Source organism: Falcatimonas sp. MSJ-15 (assembly GCF_018918265.1).
GTDB lineage: Bacteria > Bacillota > Clostridia > Lachnospirales > Lachnospiraceae > Falcatimonas.
Genome location: NZ_JAHLQC010000002.1, coordinates 50,419 through 73,177, shown reverse-complemented (window position 1 = coordinate 73,177; position 22,759 = coordinate 50,419). Strand labels below are relative to the sequence as shown.

Genomic DNA, 22,759 nt, shown 5'->3' with positions numbered 1-22,759 from the left:
CATCATGTAGATAGTATAGCATAAAAAATTTTTTTTTGGTATACTGTTGATAACATAGTAAATAGTGAATATATAAAGAAAAGAGTATTGCATTTATATATGTGTGAAAACGAAAAATATGACTAAAAGGATATAAGTAAACAATAATATAGCTGAGGTGTCAGAATGAATGAATTAACTATTAATCTAAAAAGTGGCAGCGATAAGCCAATGTATGAACAGATATATGATTATATAAAAAATGAGATAATATCAGGTAAAATGTATGTGCAGTATAAGTTACCATCAACAAGAGCATTATCTAAACATCTTGATATAAGTCGTAGTACTGTTGAGATGGCGTATGAACAACTTTTATCAGAAGGTTATATAGAAGCTGTTCCATGTAAAGGATATTATGTTGCAGCGACTAATTCACTTTTGTCTTATAAAAAAAGTGAGATAAAGAAGAAAGATAGGGAAGACAACCTAAAAGATAGTAAAAAATATGATATAGACTTTTCGCCAAGAGGAATCGACCTTGAATCTTTTCCTTATAATGCATGGAGAAAAGTGACAAAAAATATTCTTATAGATGATAACAAGGAATTATTCAATGCAGGAGACAGGCAGGGAGATTATGAATTCAGAAGCACAATATGCAATTATCTGTATCAGGCAAGAGGTGCAGTATGTGAGCCGGAGAGAGTTATAGTAGGTGCTGGTAATGAATATCTGCTTATGCTTCTTAATCAGATAATAGATGAGAATAGTATTATTGCAATGGAAGATCCAACATATAAGCAGGCATATAGAATATTTAGGAGTATGGGCAGATGTGTAGAACCGGTAATGTTAGACAGATATGGTATAGATATCTCTAAGTTAGAAAAGACTAATGCATCAATAGCTTATGTAACACCATCACATCAGTTCCCGCTTGGAATTGTTATGCCGGTTCATAGACGTAATGAACTTCTTGCATGGGCTGAATTAATGGAAGACAGATATATAATAGAAGATGATTATGATAGTGAATTCAGATATAAAGGCAAACCGATACCATCACTTTTTGGAAGTGACACCAAAGACAAAGTCATATATATAGGAACTTTTTCACGTTCGATAGCACCGGCAATAAGAATGAGTTATATGGTACTTCCGGAATCATTATTTGCAAGATACAAAGAGAGGATAAGTTTTTATTCAAGCAGTGTTCCACGAATAGATCAGAAGATTGTTAATGCTTTTATTAATGAAGGGTATTATGAGAGACATCTTAATAAGATGCGAGCTACATATAAGAATAAAAAAGAGACACTTGTTAATGCGATTAAAAAATATGGAAAATGCAGCCGGATAATTGGGGATGAAGCCGGAATACATATTCTTGTAGAGATAGATAATGGGCTTAGTGAAAAAGAACTTGTTGAACGTGCGAAGATAGCGGGAGTCAGAGTATATCCTTTATCAGATTATTATATTGATATAAATGATCTGACAGGGCGTCCTACAATTCTTATAGGATATGCAGTTATTGGAGTTGAAGAGATTGAAGATGGGATAAAAAGAATAGCTGATATATTGTAGAAAATAATATATATAGGTAATGATTCTAAATGCAACTATTATAAAAGTGATAACATGAATACAATAGATAGAAAAAATGAAAAAATGATGACATGAATATAATAATAGATAGAAAAATAATAACTGTAAAGTTAATAGATAGCGAATAGAACATACAATAATACAACAGCTACAAAATTGATACATGTATAATAAAGAACAGTATAAATACAAGATAACCTGAGAATATAATATATCATTCTCAGGTTATCTGTATTAATATACTAGTTAATATTAATATAAGTTCTTCCGTTGTCACTAAAAGAAGCGACATCCTGATCATCTGATTCATCTTCAAAAAAATCGTCCTCAAACTCATCAGTGTCAGCATTAACAGCATCTCGGAAAGCATTATATTTTTTAAAATAAGCTAAAAGAAAACCAATAGCACTTCCTACAATAGCAAAACCGGCAACCAGTTTAGCAATATCTTTTTTACTCATAAGCATAAGCTCCTTTCAGATATACATCTTATAGATTATAATCGTTAATTAAACATAAATACATAATAGTTAATTGTAATACGAAATGGGAAAAAAATAAAGTAGTTTTTTGAACTCTGCTATGGTAATATTTGAGTACAGAAGGAAATATATATGGAGTGTGTGTAAAGATGGAAAAAAGAATATGTGATTGTAATATACCGGCTAATTTGAAAGAAGATATGATGTATGAAAAAATAGCAGAGTATATTGCAAACCTTGATGAAGACATGTGCGTTAATGATAAAGAATATGAGAGGAGACTTAATATATGTAGTAAGTGTTCGGACATATTTGGCGGTTTGACATGCAGATATTGTGGGTGTTTTGTGCTTGCAAGAGCAAAGAAAAAAGATATGTTTTGTCCTGCACCGGATAAAGACAGATGGAAATAAGAAGAAAGGATATTAGTGATAGATAATGAAAGTACAAAGAATAAATGAAGATATACATATTACAGAGATTGAAGATTTTGATTTGTTTCAGACGATGTTATGTGGACAATGTTTTCATTTTGAAGTAATCGATGACGAGAGAATAGCACTTGTTGCTGGTGGAAGGCTTGTTGTTGCAAGACAGCCACAAAGTGGAACGTTAATACTTGAAGATATGACAATAGAAGAGTATGATACATATTTTAGACATTATTTTGATCTTGATAGAGATTATGCGAGTATCAAGAGTAGATTGCTTAGTGAAGATGAACTTCTTAAGACTTCAATAGAGAGTATGAATGGTGTGAGAATACTTAATCAGGACTATTTAGAGACACTTATATCTTTTATAATATCTCAGAATAAACAGATTCCACATATTAAAAAGATAGTTGCAGGAATATCAAAGGAGTATGGAGAATATGTTGGAAGTGTAGGAGACATGCACTTTTATTCATTTCCGGATGTTGATGAAATCAAGAAGATAACTGAAGATGGACTTAGAGAGTTAAAGACAGGATTTAGAGCACCATATATTATGGATGCAATAGAATGTTATCTTGACGGCAGAATATCAGAAAAAGAACTTAGAGAAAGTACAACAGATGAATGTATAGATAAACTTATGCAGATAAAAGGCGTTGGTAGTAAAGTAGCTAACTGTGTAGCACTTTTTTCTCTTGAAAAAAGAGATGCATTTCCGGTTGATGTATGGATAAAACGAATAATGGAGAATATGTATTTTCATGGGGATACCAAAAAAGAAATTATTGAAGAATTTGCTAAGAAGAAATATGGGGAATATGGCGGTTATGCACAGCAATATTTATTTTTTTATGGAAGAGAAAATGGTATAGGTAAGAATGATAAAAAATAAGATATCATAATGATAAAAAAGATAGAAAGTGAGTAAAAAAGAGAAAATGATAGAAAACGCAAGTTATGATGAGAAAAAATAAGGAAAATACAAAAAAACATAACTTGCATAATAGGCACATTTTGACTAATATATAGCTAACGGTTAGCACTCGATGTGAGTGAGTGCTAATAGGTCTTTTTAAGAAGGAGGATTTTACCATGACATTAAAACCATTAGGAGACAGAGTTGTTATTAAACAGCTTATCGCAGAGGAAACAACAAAATCAGGAATCGTTTTACCAGGTGGTGCTAAGGAAAAACCACAGCAGGCAGAAGTAGTTGCAGTTGGACCAGGCGGAGTAGTAGATGGAAAAGAAGTTACAATGCAGGTTAAAGTTGGAGATAAAGTTATTTATTCAAAATATTCAGGAACAGAAGTAGAACTTGATGAAGAAAAATTAATAATCGTTAAACAGTCAGATATATTAGCAGTTGTTGAATAATTATAAATCAGGAGGTAATTGATTATGGCAAAGGAAATTAAATATGGCGCAGAAGCTAGAAAAGCTCTTGAAGCCGGTGTAAATAAATTAGCAGATACAGTAAGAGTTACATTAGGACCAAAAGGAAGAAATGTAGTACTTGATAAATCATTTGGTGCACCACTTATCACTAATGATGGTGTTACAATTGCAAAAGAAATCGAATTAGAAGATGCTTTTGAGAACATGGGTGCACAGCTCGTAAAAGAAGTTGCAACTAAGACTAATGATGTTGCAGGTGATGGTACAACAACAGCTACAGTTCTTGCACAGGCAATGGTTAATGCAGGTATGAAGAACCTTGCAGCAGGAGCTAATCCAATCATCTTAAGAAGAGGTATGAAGAAAGCAACTGATAAAGCAGTTGAAGCTATCAAGGCAATGAGTTCAAATGTAACAGGCAAAGAACAGATTGCAAAAGTTGCATCAATCTCAGCTGGTGATGAAGAAGTTGGACAGTTAGTAGCAGATGCTATGGAAAAAGTATCAAATGATGGTGTAATCACAATCGAAGAATCAAAGACAATGAAGACAGAATTAGACCTTGTTGAAGGTATGCAGTTCGATAGAGGATATATATCAGCATATATGGCAACAGATATGGATAAGATGGAAGCTGATCTCGATAATCCATATATCTTAATCACAGATAAGAAGATTGCTAATATTCAGGAGATATTACCACTTCTTGAACAGATTGTACAGTCAGGTTCTAAGTTATTAATTATTGCTGAAGATATCGAAGGCGAGGCATTAACAACATTAATCGTTAATAAACTTCGTGGTACATTCACAGTTGTTGGTGTTAAAGCTCCAGGATATGGTGACAGAAGAAAAGAGATGTTAAAAGATATAGCTATCTTAACAGGTGGTCAGGTAATCTCAGAAGAAGTTGGCCTTGAACTTAAAGATACAACAATCGATATGTTAGGTCGTGCAAAATCTGTTAAAGTTCAGAAAGAAAACACAATCATCGTTGATGGTGAAGGTGACAAAGAGCAGATTGCAGCAAGAGTTGCTCAGATTAAGAAACAGATTGAAGAGACAACTTCAGAATTTGATAAAGAAAAATATCAGGAAAGACTTGCAAAACTTGCAGGTGGTGTTGCAGTAATCAGAGTTGGTGCAGCAACTGAAACAGAGATGAAAGAAAATAAGTTAAGACTTGAAGATGCACTTGCAGCTACAAGAGCAGCAGTTGAAGAAGGTATCATCTCAGGTGGTGGTTCAGCTTACATTCATGCATCAAAAGAAGTTGCTAAGTTAGCAGATGTACTTGAAGGAGATGAGAAGACAGGTGCACAGATCATTCTTAAAGCACTTGAAGCTCCATTATACCATATCTCAGCTAATGCAGGACTTGAAGGTTCAGTAATCATTAACAAAGTTCGTGAATCAGAAGTAGGAACAGGTTTTGATGCACTTAATGAAAAATATTGCAATATGGTTACAGCAGGTATTCTTGATCCAGCAAAAGTTACAAGAAGTGCATTACAGAATGCAACAAGTGTAGCTTCTACATTACTTACAACAGAATCAGTTGTAGCAACAATTAAAAAAGATGAACCAGCTATGCCAGCAGGTAACCCAGGAATGGGAATGATGTAATTCAGATAACATAAATATAGATAAGATATTTGAATTAATAGCATAGTTAATAACTAAATATAAATATAAAACATAATAGATATAATGTTAAAAGCAGGTATTGTATACATATAAGTATATAATACCTGCTTTTGTGCATAATAGAGTTATAAATGCTATGTTATTAAAAACACGATATAAAAAACACGATATTATTTTTCTAACAAGAGTAGTCAGTAGTAGATATTCTGCATCAAAAGTAAGATTAGCAAAGTCAGCAAAGTCAGATTATAAAAGTTAGACTAGTTAGGTTAGAAAAGTCAGATTAGTAAAGTTAAGTTAGAAAAGTTAGATTAGTAAAGTTAAGTTAGAAAAATCAGATTAGAAAAGTTAGGCTAGTTAGGTTAGTAAAGTCAGATTAGCAAAGTTAGATTAGACTAGTCAGGTTAAAAAAGTTGGTAGAATTCATATTAAAAAGCATAAATATACAAATATAATGAATTAATATACAATAAAACATACTCAGTTATAAGTATTTTAGATTATTTTTTATAAGATATACCAGACCTTTAAACGATAAAAGCGTTAAAGCATTGGTGTTTACATATTACAAAAAATGTGTATAATTATTAGAAAAAGTTTATTTGGAGATGATGTAATATGAAGATTTATGCGTTTGAAGTGAGAGAAGATGAATTACAGGATTTTGAAAATGTAAAGCAACGATATAATGTTGAGATAACAACAGATAGCAGCAGACTTGATCTTGATAATATAGACAAAGTTAAGGGATATGAGGCTATAACAATCCTTGGTCATAGTTACATTACCAGAGAAGTAGCAGACAAACTTGTGGAAAATGGTGTGAAGTATGTATCAACACGAACTATAGGATATAATCATATAGATGTTCAATATGCAAAAGAAGTAGGACTTAAAGTAAGTAATTCCGGATATGCACCAAATGGTGTAGCTGAATATACAGTAATGCTTATGTTGATGACACTTAGAAATTATAAAGCTTCATTATATAGAGGTAACTGTAATGATTATTCACTAAAAGGACTTCAGGGAAGAGAACTGCGTAATATGACAGTAGGAGTAATTGGAACAGGAAGAATAGGTTCATGTGTTATAGAGAATCTTAAAGGTTTTGGCTGTAAGATTCTTGCGTATGACCATGCTAAGAAGAATACTACAACACCTGGTGTAAAATATGCAAAACTTGATGAGCTTTTAAGAAATAGTGATATTATAACACTTCATACACCACTTACCGACACAACATATCATATGATTAACAAACGTACATTAGCTAAGATGAAAGACGGTGTAATAATAATCAACTGTGCAAGAGGCGAACTAATGGATGTTGATGATGTTATAGAAGCGATTGAAAATCAGAAGATAGGTGGAATGGGTCTTGATGTATTTGAAAAAGAAGAAGGAATATATCATGAAGACAGACGTTCAGACATTATAAGTAATAAAGAGATGGCATATATAAGACAGTTCCCTAATGTTGTAATGACACAGCATATGGCATTCTATACAGATACAGCAGTTAGTGACATGGTAGACTATGGTGTAAAAGGTCTTGTGGATTTTGCTGAAAAAGGAACATGTGATTTCAAATTATAGTAGTAAAAAGTTTTGTAAAATTTAATATTTAAATTTGAAAAATCCCTTTTAATTAGTGCAAAAAAACGATATAATTTAATAGTGCGAAAAACAGAATAAATATTTTTCGGCATATTTTAGAAATAATTAACAGGGAGGAAATAACAATGAGCGAATATTATTCAGAGCAGATTGTTAAAAGAAAAACACCTGCATATAAGCAGGCAGTAAAAATTATACTTATTGCTTTTACAGCATTATTTTTTGTACTGGGAATGATGGTTCCGATATTTCTGTTACCAACACTTCTGTTTGGTCTTTTGACATATTTTTTTATCTCAAGACTTGAGATTGAATATGAATATGCATTTGTAAGCGGAGAACTTAGTATTGATAAGATTTATAATAAGTCAAGACGAAAAAAGTGTATGGATGTTGACTTTGATCAGACAGAAATTATTGCACCACTTGGAGCATATCAGCTTGACGAATATAAGAATAAGCAGTTAAAAGAATGCGATTATACTTCAGGCGAATCAGAAAAAGAAGTATTTGTTATGATTGCTCATAAAGGCAGCGAGCTTGTAAAAATACTCTTTGAACCAAATGCCAGAATGTTAGAAGATATGAGAAACTGCTCACCTAGAAAAGTTATTCTTAAATAAATGAATAAACTAAGTGAGTTATAAGCAATACTTATTAAATGGCAATATAAAAAATATATACTAATATATTGACAATTAAGAGTACATTTGTTAAACTTGTGGAAAGCTAAGAGGAACATAGGGCTTATGTTCCAAACTTATACTACATACTGTGTGGTTATGCCGGATTACATAATCACACATAAGTTTTATATTATAGAAAGTGAGGATTTACAAATGGGTAAAATAGTTGGCGAAGGAATTACTTTTGATGATGTATTATTAGTACCTGCATATTCAGAAGTTACTCCTAATCTAGTTGATTTATCAACCTATCTTACTAAGAAGATTAAGCTAAACATTCCTATGATGAGTGCTGGTATGGATACAGTTACAGAACATAGAATGGCAATTGCAATGGCTAGACAGGGTGGTATCGGAATTATTCATAAGAACATGTCTATTGAGGCACAGGCAGAAGAGGTTGATAAAGTTAAACGTTCAGAGAACGGTGTTATCACAGATCCTTTCTATCTATCACCAGAACATACACTTGAAGATGCTAACAATCTTATGGCAAAATTCAGAATATCAGGTGTGCCAATTACTGAAGGCAAGAAACTTGTAGGTATTATTACAAATCGTGATCTTAAATTTGAAACAGATTTCTCAAAGAAAATTAAAGAATCAATGACAAGTGAGAATCTTGTAACTGCTAAAGAAGGAATTACACTTGAAGAAGCAAAAAAGATTCTTGCAAAAGCAAGAAAAGAAAAATTACCTGTAGTTGATGATGATTTTAATCTAAAAGGACTTATCACAATTAAAGATATTGAAAAACAGATTAAATATCCATATTCAGCAAAAGATGCGCAGGGACGTCTTCTCTGTGGAGCAGCAGTTGGTATTACAAAGAACTTAATGGAAAGAGTAGACGCACTTGTTAAAGTAAAAGTTGACTGTGTTGTACTTGATTCAGCTCATGGTCATTCAAAGAATATCATTGACGCTGTTAAACAGATAAAAGAAAAATATCCTGATCTTCAGGTAATAGCTGGTAACATAGCAACAGGTGAAGCTGCAAAAGCATTAATTGAAGCTGGTGTAGATGCAGTAAAAGTTGGTATTGGACCAGGTTCAATCTGTACAACACGTATCGTTGCAGGTATCGGTGTTCCACAGATTACAGCTATTATGGATGCATCAGAAGTTGCTAAACAGTATGGAGTTCCAGTAATAGCAGATGGTGGTATCAAGTTCTCAGGAGATATCACAAAAGCAATTGCAGCAGGTGCTAACCTCTGTATGATGGGAAGCATATTTGCAGGATGTGATGAAAGTCCAGGAACATTCGAATTATATCAGGGTAGAAAATATAAAGTATATCGTGGTATGGGTTCAATCGCAGCTATGGAGAATGGTAGTAAAGACCGTTACTTCCAGACAGATGCCAAGAAGTTAGTACCAGAAGGCGTTGAAGGACGAGTAGCTTATAAGGGAACTGTAGAAGATACAGTATTCCAGCTTATTGGTGGCCTTCGTTCTGGTATGGGATATTGTGGTGCAAAAGATATCGAGACATTAAAAGAAACAGGAAGATTTGTTAAGATATCATCAGCTTCATTAAAAGAAAGCCATCCACATGATATTCATATTACAAAAGAAGCTCCTAACTATAGCGTAGATCAGTAATATTATAGACTAATATTAATAATATACAGAGATAATTAGAATAATGCCTGTAAGCTTATGATTAGCTTACAGGCATTATTTTAATTATCTCTGTTCGATTTATCTTTTATATGGATCTTTGTCGGATTTTTGTTAAGAGTGGAAGTAAAAAATAGAAATAATGTCTGATTGATAACAAACACTTAATATGCTACAATTTGAGAAGATACTGCAGGTAATTGTAAAAGTAAAGATTTCCAATTGCCTAAGAAGACACTTGGATTAAGGGGGATTTTGCTATTATGAGAGAGAATAGAGCGGATATTAACTGGCTTTCTAAGACAGAAGTATTTAAAATTAATGCAATTTGTGCACATTCAGATCACAGGTTTTATCTGAATAAAGAAGATGCTGACAGAGAGAATATGACACTTAGACATTCACTTAATGGAACATGGAAATTTTTATATTCTAAGCATATAGCACAGAGAGAGACAGATTTTTACAGAGAAGATTATGATGATAGTAAAATGAGCGAGATTGAAGTACCATCAAGTATACAATCGGTAAGATATAATTATTCAATTCCACATTATACTAATCAAAAGTATCCATGGGATGGACATTCAGCTATTATACCACCACAGATATCAGAAGGTGAAAAAGACGAAGTAGGAAGTTATGTAAGATATTTTGATTTGCCACAGGAATATAAAGATATGAGAGTATTTGTGTCATTCCAAGGTGTTGAAAATGCTTTTTATGTATGGCTTAATGAAGAATTCATAGGATATAGTGAAGATAGTTTTACACCATCAGAATTCGAGATAACACAATATCTTAGAGATAAGAATAACAAGATAGCAGTTGAAGTACATAAAGCCAGTACAGGAGCATGGCTTGAAGATCAGGATTTTTGGAGATTATCAGGAATATTCAGAGATGTATATATATATGCTATCCCTGATATACATCTAAGAGATATGTTCATAACATCATCTTTTAATAATGATTATACTAGTGCTACTCTTAATATCGAAGGAAATATAGAGAAAGAACTAGAAACAGAACTTAATATGAATAAAGTATCAGTTAGCGCAGATGTTATATATGATAGAGAAAGAGTAGCATGTATACAGGAGACGGATATATCTGACAGCAGTTTTATTTTAACTACGGATATTGACAAACCAAGACTTTGGAGTGCAGAGACACCTCATCTGTATGACATATATATCTATATAAAAAAAGATAACGTTATAGAAGAAGTAGTGCGTTACAGATATGGACTTCGAGAATTCAAGATGGATAATGGAGTTATGAAACTTAATGGAAAGAGAATTGTATTTAAGGGAGTAAACAGACACGAATTCTCATGTTATAACTTAAGAAGTGTAAGCGAAGAAGAGATGTTATGGGATATAAAGTTCTTAAAAGCTAATAATATTAATGCAGTAAGAACATCACATTATCCTAATAACACAAGATGGTATGAGTTGTGCGATGAATATGGAATATATCTGATAGATGAGACTAACCTTGAGACGCATGGAACATGGAATTATGGAAAAGAAAGAGATATGAATGCAATACCTGGAGATAAGCCGGAGTGGCTTTATATAGTCTTGGACAGGGCAAAATCAATGTTTATGCGAGATAAGAATCATTCAAGTGTGCTTATATGGTCATGTGGTAATGAATCTTATGGAGGACTTGATCTATATAAGATGTCTGAATTCTTTAGAAAAGCAGATAGTACTAGACTTGTCCATTATGAAGGTATATATAATGATAGAACATACAATGATACAAGCGATATGGAGAGCAGAATGTATGCAACTGTCACTGATATAAAACAATATCTTGATACAAAACCAACAAAACCATATATAAGCTGTGAATATTCACATGCTATGGGTAATTCATGTGGTGGATTAAGTCTGTATACAGAATTAGAAGACATGTATGAACAGTATCAGGGTGGCTTTATATGGGATTACATTGATCAGGGCATAATGAGAGAAGATATATATGGTAATAAAGTACTTGCGTATGGTGGAGATTTTACTGACAGACCTACAGATTATAATTTCTGTACTAATGGAATTATATTTGCAGACAGAAAGACTTCACCTAAGATGCAGGAGATAAAACATCTCTTTGCTAATATAGTAATAAAACCTAACAAAGCAGGAGTACATATTAGTAATAATAATCTTTTTGTCAATACTGATTATGTTAAATTTGAGTATACAGTTGAACTTGATGGAAGCCTGGTAGACGAAGGTGGTTTTGTAGTAGATGTGAATCCGGGAGAGGACAGGCTTGTGTCAGTGCCATATAGAAGCATGAATGAATCTGGCGAATATGCGATTACGATAAAAGCCCTTCTTAAGAATGATACAAAATGGGAAAAAGCAGGATATGAAGTAGCTTTTGGACAGTATATTTTTGTCAATGAAAAAAACATTAGCGAGAAGTTATATGAACAAATTAGCAATGTACAGACAACATACAGAGTTGTCAATGGTAAAGATACACTTGGTATTAATGGAGATAATTTTAAAGTAATGTTTGACAAACAGAAAGGTAGTATTATATCCTATGTATTAAATGGCATAGAATATATGGCTAAGCCACCTTATCCTGATTATGGAAGAGCTATGACTGATAATGACAGAGGTTGTGGATACGATTATGAATTAGCCGAATATATGACAGCATCGATAGTGAGAAAGTGTGTTCATTTTTCATATACAATAGAAAGTGGACATGTTAAGGTTCGTGTAGAATATAAGAATGCGATGTCAGCAGATACAAAGACAACAATTATATATACAGTATTTGCAGGTGGAGAAGTTCTTGTTGAAGAAAAATATAAAGGTGCAAAAGGTATGCCTGTAATGCCACAATTTGGAATAACTTTTGCAACATATAGACAATATAACTATATGAGATATTATGGCAATGGACCGATGGAGAATTATTCAGACAGAGCTAAAGGTGCAAGACTTGGAATATATGAGACTAATGCCACAGATAATATGACACCATATATAATTCCACAGGAATGTGGTAACAGAACAAAAGTAAGATGGATGCAGATTACAGATAAAAAAGGGCATGGTTTTGAGATAATATCAGGTAAGCGTAATATAGAAGTAACAGTACTTCCTTATTCATCCGTTGAGATTAATCAGGCACTTCACCAGGAAGAGCTGCCTAACCCATATTATACATACATAACCGTATCAGGATGCAAGATGGGTGTTGGTGGTGATAATAGCTGGGGTGCAAGACCACATGATGAATATCTGATAAGCGGAGAAGAAGAACATGAATTTAGTTTTATGATATCTCCACTAAGATAAGTATATACTAATAGAAGTGCATACTACTTAACAATAATTTATGAAATAGAAGTATATTGAGGTAATTACAATGAATAACAGAAAGAAAAGAATTCATATAATAGCAACAGGCGGAACAATAGCAGGGAAAGGACTTGAAGGTGTAACAGCACAGTATCGTGCCTGTGGAATAAGCATAGATTCTCTCGTGAGTGAGATACCAAGTACAGAGCATCTTGCAGAACTCACTTATGAACAGATGATTAATGTAGACAGCAATAATATTACATACGATAATTGGCTAAATCTTGCAAAGAGGGTTAATGAACTTGCTAAAAGTGATGACATAGACGGTTTTGTAATTACTCATGGTACTGATACTATGGATGAGACAGCTTATTTTCTTAATCTTGTACTTAAGACTAACAAGCCTATTGTACTTACAGGTGCTATGAGACCTGCGACAGCAACGAGTCCTGACGGACCTATGAATCTGTATCAGGCGATAGCACTTGCATCAAGTAATCAGGCAGTTGGAAAAGGTGTGCTTGTTGTATTCTCAGATGGAATATATAGTGGACGAGATGTTCAGAAAGTTAATAACTTTAAGACAGATGCATTTAATGAGAGAGATTTTGCGTGCCTTGGTTATATGCGTGATGATAAGCCATATTTTTTCTATGAATCAATTAAGACGCATACAACAGATACAGTATTTGACATAACAAATGTAGACAGATTGCCACAAGTATCGATAATATATTTTTATCTTGGAGCACCGGTTTCTATCCTTGATTATTATGCAAAAAACAATGATGGACTAGTAATCGCTGGAACAGGTAATGGTTCATATTCAGATGAATGGATAGAAAAAGTCAGTGAGATAAGTGATAAAAAAGGAATACCGGTTGTACGTTCATCACGAGTTGGAAGCGGTATGATTATCAAAAATAAATATATGGACAAGAGTCCTAATTGTATACCTGCTAATTCACTTGTACCACACAAAGCGAGAATATTATTATCACTTGCACTTACAAGGACAAATAGCATTGAAGAGATAACTGCGATGTTTAAGCAGTATTAGTAAAAGGAGAAAATAATGAGAAATTTTAAATTGACACTTGAATATGATGGTTCAAGATATGATGGATATCTTAGAATGGGAAGAGATGAATCAACTAATACAATAGAGAACAAACTTCTTGACTGTATTAACAGAATGGTAGATGGTAATGTTGAGATTAACTGCGCAATGCGTACTGAGACAGGAGTACATGCGTATGGTCAGGTAATTAATTTTAAAGCCAATACTAAGATGAAGCCTTTTGAGATTAAGCATTATATGAACAGATATCTTCCAGGAGATATCTCGGTATTATATGTTGATGAAGTCGATGATAGATTTCATGCAACGCTTAATGCAAAAGAGAAGACGTATGTATATAGAATTGATATGGGTGAAGTAATGAATGTATTTGAAAGAAAATATATGTATTATTCATTTAAAAAATTGAATGTTGAAGCTATGAAAGAAGCAGCAAAATATATTGTTGGAAAACATGATTTTAAGAAGTTCTCAACAGTTAAGAAGAGCAAATCAACTGTAAAAGAAGTTAAGGCAGTTGATATATATGAAGATGGAGAATCACTTCAGATAACAATAACAGCGAATGATTTTCTTCATAATATGGCAAGAATGATAGTAGGACTTCTTATTGATATAGGTAATGATAAGAGAACACCATCTTCAGTTAATGAATATTTTGAAGATAATAATGATACATTAATATCACCACCTGCAGATCCTAAAGGATTATTCCTACAGAATATAGAATACTAATAAGACGCTTTTTGAGACTGTGCTTATTTTACATTTATACCGAAGTTAAATACAATGATGCCAGGGTCAAAAGGTCTAAACCCAAATGAGCTTGCTCATAGGCGGTAGAATTACATATAGCCATTATGGAGCCTAAGTTCTCTGTAATGGCTATAATATTTTTTTTGAGCATCTGCAACAATACCCTTTTAATAGTTAGTTTCGTATTATCAACTACTTGTGCTATTGAGTATAGATTTAGACTGCAACCATATTATGAGAAGCAAATATAGCTTTTATGTCAGAAAAATCAGGAAAGTTGTCTTTTTTTAAAAGAGCCAGCATCTTCTTATCTCCATATATAAGATAGTATCCAAAGCGGTCATATACTTTTTTAATATCTTCCCATTTATGAAGTTCTCTTATGTCATGTTCATTATTAATAAGAAGAATTCCATTATCCATTATATTAACTTCACAATAAGCATTATCTTTAGCTTTTCTATTTCGCAGATGTTTTTTGATAGTAGCTTTAAATTGCAGATAAGCAAGCAGCGGATATAGGATAAAGAATATATATGCCGGTGTAAATATTGGTGAAAAATATCCCATTGCGATAGATATAATGCAGATGAGAGCAGGAGCAAATATTATAATCAGCTCAGATTTCTTTCTTAAGAATCTGTTCCATATAAAAATCTTCTCATATTCTTTGCCTTCAGGTCTGTACTTTTGAGTAAAACGTATAACATTCATATAAAAACCTCCAATAAAACTTATTAAAAAAACCTCTATATATAATATTTTAGCATAATATACAAAAATATACAAATTATTAAAAATATATACTAGCCATAAAAAATATAAACAATACAATAAAAAAACATAAAAAAGAACATTTAAAATACGATATATATTATAGCAACATTAGTATGGAGGTGGGGAGCTTATGCCAGACATGAGTTTAACATACGAAGAGATGGAAAAAGAAGTAAAAAGACATGAGACTGTAGCTAAAATAGTACAGATGATAGAAGATGACAGTGATTTTGAGATAGTAGCTGGAAAAATACTAAAGTATATGGGAGAGTATCTTGACGTTACAAATGTATGTATCTATCAGCCACAGGGAAAGTGTGAGATGAGTGGATTTACAATACAATGGAGTCCTGATAGTAAGTATGAGATGAATAATGATGCTAAGTATAGCAGATATTTTGGATCACATATATTGTCAGGATGTGCTTGTGATTCTGATGATGATATTAAGTCGTATGTAACTGTGCCAGTAATGATTAATGATAAATGTGCAATGTATCTGTTTGTTGCAGACAAGGAGAAATATATTCAATTTGATGATAAAACTATAGGAGTTATAAAAGATATATCAAAGATTGTTCAAAATATTGCACAGAGAAAAGTTACAAGGAATTCACTGTTCAGATCTTATGGTGCACTTACAGATATACTTGATAATATGGGCTGTGGAGTAATGGTTATAGACAAAGATACTAAGAAAGTTCTATTCACTAATCGTGTAGCAGAAGAATCAATTGATTCGCAGTCAATTACAAGAGAATGTCTTGACAGAATGTATTATGATGGTCAAATGGAGACTAAGATAGAAAAGTTCGATGCTGTAACAGGTGCATGGTATGAGGTGAAACTTGTTGATATAACATGGGTAGATGGACGAAGAGTAAGTCTGTGCACAATTATAGACATAACACAGATTAAGAAAAACCAGCAGAAGATAGAATTTCAGGCTAATAACGACTTCCTTACCGGATTGTGTAACAGAAGAAAATGTGAGAATGATCTTACAGAACTTATTAGAAAAAAAGGCAGCGGCGCACTTATGTTTTTGGATCTTGATGATTTTAAACATATAAATGATGGTCTTGGACATCAATATGGTGATATATTATTAAAACAGATAGCGACAGGATTAAGACATATATCAGGAATCGAGGATACTTGTTATAGGATGGGTGGAGATGAATTCGTTATAATTGTGAGACCGGAAGAGAAAAGCAGGATCAATCAGATAGCAGGTGATATTCTTGTAATGTTCAATAAACCATGGTATCTGTATGAAGCAGAATACTATTGTACTATGAGTATGGGAATTGTTGAATTTCCGGAGAATGGAACAGATGTACACGAACTTATCAAAAAAGCGGATATAGCAATGTATGATGCAAAAAAAGCGGGCAAAAACAGATATGCTTATTATCTTGAAAAAAAGGATAAATCTTCATATAGCAGACTTGATATAGAGAATTCGATGCGTACAGCAATAGCAACTAACTGCAGAGAATTTGAAGTATATTATCAGCCAATTATAGATAATAAGACAGAAAAGTGCATAGGATGTGAAGCACTTGTAAGATGGAATTCAAGAACACTTGGATTTATGACACCAGATACTTTTATTCCGCTTGCAGAATATCTTGGACTTATAACTAATATAGGCGATTATGTTTTTGAAAAAGCATGTATAAAATGTAAAGAATGGAATGAGATGGGATATGAAGACTTCAAAGTCAACGTTAACTTGTCAGTTGTACAGCTTTTACAGAATAATGTAGTCGAGAATATAAGAAAAATCGTCAGACGTGTTGGAATAAAACCGGAAAATTTGGTTCTTGAGATAACAGAGACTCTGGCAATTAATGATATGCAAAAGATAATGAAGATAATTAATCAGATAAAAGCTATGGGAATAAAGATTGCACTTGATGATTTTGGTACAGGATATTCTTCGCTTAATTATATCAAACAGCTATCTCTTGATATAATAAAAGTAGATCAGACATTTATAAAAGATATTACACAAGATGATTATGCAAGAGCATTCTTAAAACTTGTAAGCGATTTATCAAAAACGATAGGTGTTGTTGTCTGCGTTGAAGGAGTAGAAAATAAAGAACAAAAAGAACTTTTAAAACAGATGGATATAGAACTTATACAGGGATATTATTATGGAATGCCTATGCCTGCAGAAAAGTTTGAGAAGAAATTTCTGCATATATCAAAGCTGCAAAAGTAAGTTAGAATATATCAAAGCTAGCGAAGCAAGTGCGAATGTACCAAAGTAAGTTAAAATATACCAAAGTAAGTCAGAACATACTTATAAATAATCTGAGAAATCTTAAGTGATAGATGTATCAAAGCTACAAAGAGCCAAAAGTTTAAGTGTAACATAAAAACTTTTGGCTCTTCTTGGCTCATATATTGATATTGGTCAATATTGTAGTGCTACTACATATAGTAATTAATATTATGTTGTTTTGATAAAAGTCTGACCACACTTTGGACAGCGTATCTGAATACGACCTTTTCCTTTTGGAACACGAATAGTCTGATGACATCCGGGGCAATTATAGAAACGGTGAGTATTTCTCTGAGAGAAACGTGTCTTAATAGTATTGGTATTTTTTAAAAATGGTGCATTTTTTAAAAATGGTACAAACACATTATTGAATTTTTGATTTTCAAGGCTTCTTCTATATGTATCTTTTGAGAGAACCCTAAAGAGAATCACAACAAGAATTATAAGAGAAAAAGTGTAGATAATCGAACTGTGTGTAAAAGTGAATAGTATAAGCAGTATGAAGTATAAAAAGAAAAGCGCATGATTAAGACTATCCATACCATATCTTCCATTAAAAAAATTCCTTAAGTAGTCTTTCATAATTATGTAACCTCCTGTCAATAAAATATATAGCAAAGTATACCACTATTAGAACGAATGTAAAGAAAAATATTATAAAAAATATCTAAAATATGTTAACAAAATTTGAAGAATATGTTATAATGTAACAGTGGTAGGGAATTTTTTATACATAAAGGAGAGAATGTATTATGGCAAACAGAATCGTACTTAATGAGACTTCATATCATGGAGCAGGAGCAATTAATGAAATCGCAGGTGAGGTTAAGACAAGAGGCTTTAAAAAAGCTTTTGTATGTTCAGATCCAGATCTTGTAAAATTTGGTGTTACAGGTAAAGTAATAAAAGTTCTTGAAGATAATAATCTTGAATATGAACTTTATTCAAATATTAAACCAAATCCAACAATTGAGAATGTTCAGACAGGTGTTGAAGCTTTTAAGAATTCAAAAGCAGATTATCTTATAGCTATTGGTGGTGGTTCATCAATGGATACAGCAAAAGCTATCGGTATTATTATTAATAATCCTGAATTTGCTGATGTAAGAAGTCTTGAAGGTGTTGCACCAACTAAGAATAAATGTGTACCAATTATTGCAGTACCAACAACAGCAGGTACAGCGGCAGAAGTTACTATTAATTATGTAATTACAGATGTTGAGAAGAATAGAAAATTCGTATGTGTAGATACACATGATATCCCTGTAGTTGCGATTATTGACCCTGACATGATGTCAAGTATGCCAAAGGGACTTACAGCAGCAACAGGTATGGATGCACTTACACATGCAATTGAAGGATTTACAACAAAAGCAGCATGGGAAATGACAGATATGTTCCATTTAAAAGCAATTGAAATTATCTCTAATTCACTTAGAGGTGCAGTTGCCAATACACCAGAAGGAAGAGAAGGAATGGCTCTTGGTCAGTACATTGCCGGAATGGGATTCTCTAATGTAGGTCTTGGTATTGTACATTCAATGGCACATCCACTTGGTGCAGTATATGATACACCACATGGAGTAGCTAATGCTATAATTCTTCCAACAGTAATGGAATATAATGCACCATATACAGGAGATAAATACAAATTTATCGCACAGGCTATGGGTGTTGAAGGCGTAGAGAATATGTCACAGGAAGAATATAGAAAAGCAGCAGTAGATGCAGTAAGAAAGCTTTCTCAGGATGTAGGTATTCCAGCTAATCTTAAAGAGATTGTAAAACCAGAGGATGTAGATTTCCTTGCACAGTCAGCATATGATGACGCATGCAGACCTGGTAATCCAAGAGATACAAGCGTAGAAGAGATTAAAGAGTTATATCTTTCATTAATGTAATTAATGAAGATATAATTAATAAGTTTTGACAATTAAAGGTGTGAATAAAGACATCTGTAGAGTATAATAAAGACATTAGGCGAACTATTATATATTTATTTGAAGAGTATTAGATTGTAACAATAAAGCGGGTATATACTATTGAGTATGTATCCGCTGTTTTAAAATATCTGCTTCTGAAGCATATGTATATGCCATTTCCTGCGGAGATAATGCTTTAAACCTATCGAATTCGATAGGTTTAAAATTTGGATTGTGAATTTGTTCCCACAAGCCCCAAAATGAAATTATCGTCTTGTTCCATTCTTATTAAAATTCTTTTTTAATGCTATTTCTGTTGGGAGAATAGACCCAATTAAAGGAACAAGTTGAACACCACAGATAATTCCTCCTATACTCCCAACACAATCTTCATTTTTTCCAATCACTAAAAGCATTAATATTACTGTTATTGGCAACATAACCATTCCACAGACATACCAGACTTTACCACAATATTTATGAGCAAATTCCCATGTGTCTTTGTTCTTCATAGACATCGAAGTTCGATATCCAAATACTGAATTTATTTCCTTTGGAGCCTTTTTCATAAAATATCTTCCAAAACCAATCATCGTAAATGGAAGAAGTAAATCCATAATCAACATAAAAATCCAAAAACCCATTGTAAACCTCCGTTACTACAACTTCAAGTTTGTCTCTTTCTTCTCAATTATACATCAACAAATATTATTGTAAAGTGCATTTTGGATTATACTGTTTTATAAAATTTTCTTTCCCTTGTTTTTCCTTTATCAGAGTTCGTAAACACTCATGGGACAATATAATACAAGGGAAACAATAATGGAAAGCTCACCTGCGACAAACTTAGCGTTTTCAAGGGCTTGAGAGATATTTGATAATAAAATGTAACAATTATTAAATCCCCTAGAATATATGAAATCTCAATTCCGGTTTGCAAAAAAAGACAATAATGTATTCAATTATTCTTATTATAGCTAATGTAATTAGTAAATAGAGCATAAGATTATATCAAGAGTCTGTTAGTATATAATCTTATATTGTGTTTATGCATCTTATAAAACAATAGTATTTTTAATATACTATATTGCAATGAATAATAGTATGTGATACAATATACCCAAGATAAAGAACAAGTGGAGGTGAGACAATGAATGCACAGTTTAAAAAAGGAGCACTTGAGATATGTGTATTATCTCAGCTTAAGACCGGTGACAAATATGGTTATGAGCTTACGGAGAACATATCAAAAGAGATGTCAATAGCTACAGGAACATTGTATCCAATTCTTAGAAAACTAAAAGAAGATAATTACGTGGAAACTTATCTTGTAGAATCAGAAGCAGGACCGGCAAGAAAGTACTATCATCTTACAGAGTCAGGATGTAAGTATGAAGAAGAAGTCAGAAAAGAGTGGGATGAATTTGTACAAGCTGTAGGAAGAATTATTGGATAACTCTGTACATGAATTATAATCACATTAAAGATATGAGATACATTTACTAATTGATATTCACTATATTAATCTTAAAGATACTGTGATTATAATGGAATATCTATCGGGAAAGGATGGAAGTTAGTATGAATAAAGAAGTATATATGCAGGAACTTAGAGAAAAGTTATCAAGTGTTGAGGAAACAATTAGAGATGAGATAATCGCAGATTATGAAGAACATTTCTATGAAGGAAGTATGGATGGAAGAAGTGAACAGGACATAATTAACGAACTTGGAAATATTGATGACATGATAGAAGGGCTTAAAGATGCCGGAGTATGGAATAATATAGATAATAATAGGCATAACACTAATGATAGGAATGAATATGCGGATAATATTAATCTTAATGAAGAAAAACATGAAGATAAATGTAGTAGTGGAATGAAAAATGACAGAAGTGAAAGCTCTAAAGAATCTTATGCAGATAGCAAAGAATATGAGGATACTAAAGATGTAGATATTGAATCTATGTGTAAGAAGATTGTTGTAGATGCAGGTAATGCAGATTTACATATAATGCATGGCAGTCAGGCAGGTACAACAGTAAGATACAAAGCCGCAGTACAACCGAAACAGGCAGGATTTTATCATTATGAGCAAGATGGTGTTTTGTATGTTGGAATTTCAAGAAAAGAGAGTTATAAGAGATTATCTTTTTTTGGTAAATTATTAACAGCAGGTACTAGAGAAAGTATAGAGATTAATGTTGCAAACGATGTAAGTGAGTTAGAGATAAAAGCTATAAGTGGCGATGTATACATGAATAATGTTGATATTGATGATATTAGTATAAAAGCTATAACCGGCGATATACAGATGAATGATATGATATCAGCTTATGTTAATATTGAGACAGCAAGTGGAGATATGGAACTTGAGAGAGTTAAGAGTTGTAACTTGAAGATAAAAGCAGCAAGTGGAGATATAGAACTTAGAGATTATATAGCAGATAATATTGAGATATCAACTCAAAGTGGCGACATTGAATGTAGCAATATATTAGCTAATCAGAATATGAGCTTATTTACTGCAAGTGGTGATATAGATATGGAAGAAGTGACATATAATCTTGGCGAATTCAAAACAGGAAGTGGAGATATAGAGATTAGAAGAGAATATAGAGAATCTGATAATAATAGCAATACAAAGTGCAAGACAGGAAGTGGAGACGTAGAACTTGATATGCACAGATGTAGTGGGATAAAGCTTGATATAATGACTGGTTCAGGTGATGCTGATGTATGGTGGAATAACCAGTCTAATAATGATATTAGAAATGGCAGTTATACATTCGGAGATGGCAGATATGATGTGACTGTGATAACAGGAAGTGGAGATGTAGATATAAAAAACTAATTATTGATAAATTGTGAATATGTTCGGTTAATCATAATGTTAACTAGAATGTTAGAGAAGTATTAGACCAATTTAACGGCTTAGATATTAAAATGTGATAGTGGAAAAAATACTTGATTATATAATATTAGTAAGTATAATAAAATATGATATATTCTAGAAAAATATGATAAATAATGAAAAGGGTTAAATATGATATATTCTAGAAATATATATGATAAATAATGAGAATAGCTAAATATGATAT

Annotated in this window: 19 protein-coding genes; 15 read left to right on the top strand and 4 right to left on the bottom strand. The window is 32.4% G+C overall.

The genetic code is table 11. The features are described 5' to 3' along the window. Positions 1–165 precede the first annotated feature (165 nt). Positions 166–1,569, top strand: a complete 1,404-nt coding sequence (locus KQI85_RS01350) for a PLP-dependent aminotransferase family protein (RefSeq protein WP_216574272.1) — start codon at positions 166–168, stop codon at positions 1,567–1,569. 263 nt (positions 1,570–1,832) lie between these two features. Here KQI85_RS01350 and KQI85_RS01345 read toward each other — a convergent pair whose 3' ends face one another. Then, positions 1,833–2,051: a hypothetical protein gene (locus KQI85_RS01345; protein ID WP_216574270.1), complete on the bottom strand. Its 219-nt coding sequence runs from the start codon at positions 2,049–2,051 to the stop codon at positions 1,833–1,835. A 170-nt stretch (positions 2,052–2,221) separates the two neighbouring features. Between KQI85_RS01345 and KQI85_RS01340 the strand changes: the two genes are divergently transcribed. From KQI85_RS01340 to truA, 10 genes are all read left to right on the top strand, one after another. Then, on the top strand, positions 2,222–2,485 hold the full coding sequence (locus tag KQI85_RS01340) for a DUF6171 family protein (RefSeq protein WP_216574268.1): 264 nt from the start codon (positions 2,222–2,224) through the stop codon (positions 2,483–2,485). Positions 2,486–2,510: 25 nt separating this feature from the next. Continuing rightward, positions 2,511–3,401, top strand: coding sequence for a DNA-3-methyladenine glycosylase (locus KQI85_RS01335; protein WP_216574266.1), 891 nt, complete (start codon positions 2,511–2,513; stop codon positions 3,399–3,401). A 200-nt stretch (positions 3,402–3,601) separates the two neighbouring features. Further along, positions 3,602–3,886, top strand: a complete 285-nt coding sequence (groES, locus tag KQI85_RS01330) for a co-chaperone GroES (protein ID WP_216574263.1) — start codon at positions 3,602–3,604, stop codon at positions 3,884–3,886. Positions 3,887–3,910: 24 nt separating this feature from the next. Continuing rightward, positions 3,911–5,533, top strand: coding sequence for a chaperonin GroEL (gene groL, locus KQI85_RS01325; RefSeq protein ID WP_216574261.1), 1,623 nt, complete (start codon positions 3,911–3,913; stop codon positions 5,531–5,533). A gap of 639 nt (positions 5,534–6,172) precedes the next feature. Then, entirely contained in the window at positions 6,173–7,153 is a 981-nt protein-coding gene (locus KQI85_RS01320) for a D-isomer specific 2-hydroxyacid dehydrogenase family protein (RefSeq protein WP_216574259.1), read from the top strand. 146 nt (positions 7,154–7,299) lie between these two features. Then, entirely contained in the window at positions 7,300–7,797 is a 498-nt protein-coding gene (locus KQI85_RS01315; protein ID WP_216574257.1) for a DUF6106 family protein, read from the top strand. Between the two features lie 216 nt (positions 7,798–8,013). Next, the gene (guaB, locus tag KQI85_RS01310) at positions 8,014–9,468 is read left to right on the top strand and encodes an IMP dehydrogenase (RefSeq protein WP_216574255.1); all 1,455 of its coding nucleotides are present in this window, start codon (positions 8,014–8,016) and stop codon (positions 9,466–9,468) included. A gap of 281 nt (positions 9,469–9,749) precedes the next feature. Then, complete coding sequence (locus KQI85_RS01305) at positions 9,750–12,818, top strand: glycoside hydrolase family 2 TIM barrel-domain containing protein (protein ID WP_216574253.1); 3,069 nt, start codon at positions 9,750–9,752, stop codon at positions 12,816–12,818. 70 nt (positions 12,819–12,888) lie between these two features. Further along, positions 12,889–13,884, top strand: a complete 996-nt coding sequence (locus KQI85_RS01300) for an asparaginase (protein ID WP_216574251.1) — start codon at positions 12,889–12,891, stop codon at positions 13,882–13,884. 15 nt (positions 13,885–13,899) lie between these two features. Then, positions 13,900–14,640 (top strand): tRNA pseudouridine(38-40) synthase TruA, encoded by a 741-nt coding sequence (truA, locus tag KQI85_RS01295; protein WP_216574250.1) that lies wholly within the window; start codon positions 13,900–13,902, stop codon positions 14,638–14,640. A gap of 237 nt (positions 14,641–14,877) precedes the next feature. Here truA and KQI85_RS01290 read toward each other — a convergent pair whose 3' ends face one another. Continuing rightward, positions 14,878–15,375, bottom strand: a complete 498-nt coding sequence (locus KQI85_RS01290) for a hypothetical protein (RefSeq protein WP_216574249.1) — start codon at positions 15,373–15,375, stop codon at positions 14,878–14,880. 193 nt (positions 15,376–15,568) lie between these two features. On the opposite strand from KQI85_RS01290, the gene KQI85_RS01285 reads away from it, so the two are divergent. Beyond that, on the top strand, positions 15,569–17,671 hold the full coding sequence (locus KQI85_RS01285) for an EAL domain-containing protein (RefSeq protein ID WP_216574248.1): 2,103 nt from the start codon (positions 15,569–15,571) through the stop codon (positions 17,669–17,671). A gap of 231 nt (positions 17,672–17,902) precedes the next feature. Here KQI85_RS01285 and KQI85_RS01280 read toward each other — a convergent pair whose 3' ends face one another. Beyond that, positions 17,903–18,316, bottom strand: coding sequence for a zinc-ribbon domain-containing protein (locus tag KQI85_RS01280; protein ID WP_216574247.1), 414 nt, complete (start codon positions 18,314–18,316; stop codon positions 17,903–17,905). 170 nt (positions 18,317–18,486) lie between these two features. Between KQI85_RS01280 and fucO the strand changes: the two genes are divergently transcribed. Next, complete coding sequence (gene fucO / locus KQI85_RS01275) at positions 18,487–19,635, top strand: lactaldehyde reductase (RefSeq protein ID WP_216574245.1); 1,149 nt, start codon at positions 18,487–18,489, stop codon at positions 19,633–19,635. 287 nt (positions 19,636–19,922) lie between these two features. Here fucO and KQI85_RS01270 read toward each other — a convergent pair whose 3' ends face one another. Then, positions 19,923–20,300: an SdpI family protein gene (locus KQI85_RS01270; RefSeq protein WP_216574243.1), complete on the bottom strand. Its 378-nt coding sequence runs from the start codon at positions 20,298–20,300 to the stop codon at positions 19,923–19,925. Between the two features lie 506 nt (positions 20,301–20,806). Between KQI85_RS01270 and KQI85_RS01265 the strand changes: the two genes are divergently transcribed. Continuing rightward, positions 20,807–21,112: a PadR family transcriptional regulator gene (locus tag KQI85_RS01265; RefSeq protein WP_216574242.1), complete on the top strand. Its 306-nt coding sequence runs from the start codon at positions 20,807–20,809 to the stop codon at positions 21,110–21,112. Positions 21,113–21,237: 125 nt separating this feature from the next. Next, complete coding sequence (locus tag KQI85_RS01260; RefSeq protein ID WP_216574241.1) at positions 21,238–22,512, top strand: DUF4097 family beta strand repeat-containing protein; 1,275 nt, start codon at positions 21,238–21,240, stop codon at positions 22,510–22,512. Positions 22,513–22,759: the final 247 nt, after the last annotated feature.

Coding starts and splice junctions, on each gene's coding strand:
- fucO (WP_216574245.1), top strand. CDS start 18,487: ATGGCAAACAGAATCGTACTTAATGAGACTTCATATCATGGAGCAGGA.
- KQI85_RS01340 (WP_216574268.1), top strand. CDS start 2,222: ATGGAAAAAAGAATATGTGATTGTAATATACCGGCTAATTTGAAAGAA.
- KQI85_RS01345 (WP_216574270.1), bottom strand. CDS start 2,051: ATGAGTAAAAAAGATATTGCTAAACTGGTTGCCGGTTTTGCTATTGTA.
- KQI85_RS01285 (WP_216574248.1), top strand. CDS start 15,569: ATGCCAGACATGAGTTTAACATACGAAGAGATGGAAAAAGAAGTAAAA.
- KQI85_RS01350 (WP_216574272.1), top strand. CDS start 166: ATGAATGAATTAACTATTAATCTAAAAAGTGGCAGCGATAAGCCAATG.
- KQI85_RS01320 (WP_216574259.1), top strand. CDS start 6,173: ATGAAGATTTATGCGTTTGAAGTGAGAGAAGATGAATTACAGGATTTT.
- KQI85_RS01290 (WP_216574249.1), bottom strand. CDS start 15,375: ATGAATGTTATACGTTTTACTCAAAAGTACAGACCTGAAGGCAAAGAA.
- KQI85_RS01335 (WP_216574266.1), top strand. CDS start 2,511: ATGAAAGTACAAAGAATAAATGAAGATATACATATTACAGAGATTGAA.
- guaB (WP_216574255.1), top strand. CDS start 8,014: ATGGGTAAAATAGTTGGCGAAGGAATTACTTTTGATGATGTATTATTA.
- KQI85_RS01305 (WP_216574253.1), top strand. CDS start 9,750: ATGAGAGAGAATAGAGCGGATATTAACTGGCTTTCTAAGACAGAAGTA.
- KQI85_RS01260 (WP_216574241.1), top strand. CDS start 21,238: ATGAATAAAGAAGTATATATGCAGGAACTTAGAGAAAAGTTATCAAGT.
- KQI85_RS01265 (WP_216574242.1), top strand. CDS start 20,807: ATGAATGCACAGTTTAAAAAAGGAGCACTTGAGATATGTGTATTATCT.
- KQI85_RS01315 (WP_216574257.1), top strand. CDS start 7,300: ATGAGCGAATATTATTCAGAGCAGATTGTTAAAAGAAAAACACCTGCA.
- truA (WP_216574250.1), top strand. CDS start 13,900: ATGAGAAATTTTAAATTGACACTTGAATATGATGGTTCAAGATATGAT.
- groES (WP_216574263.1), top strand. CDS start 3,602: ATGACATTAAAACCATTAGGAGACAGAGTTGTTATTAAACAGCTTATC.
- KQI85_RS01300 (WP_216574251.1), top strand. CDS start 12,889: ATGAATAACAGAAAGAAAAGAATTCATATAATAGCAACAGGCGGAACA.
- KQI85_RS01270 (WP_216574243.1), bottom strand. CDS start 20,300: ATGGGTTTTTGGATTTTTATGTTGATTATGGATTTACTTCTTCCATTT.
- KQI85_RS01280 (WP_216574247.1), bottom strand. CDS start 18,316: ATGAAAGACTACTTAAGGAATTTTTTTAATGGAAGATATGGTATGGAT.
- groL (WP_216574261.1), top strand. CDS start 3,911: ATGGCAAAGGAAATTAAATATGGCGCAGAAGCTAGAAAAGCTCTTGAA.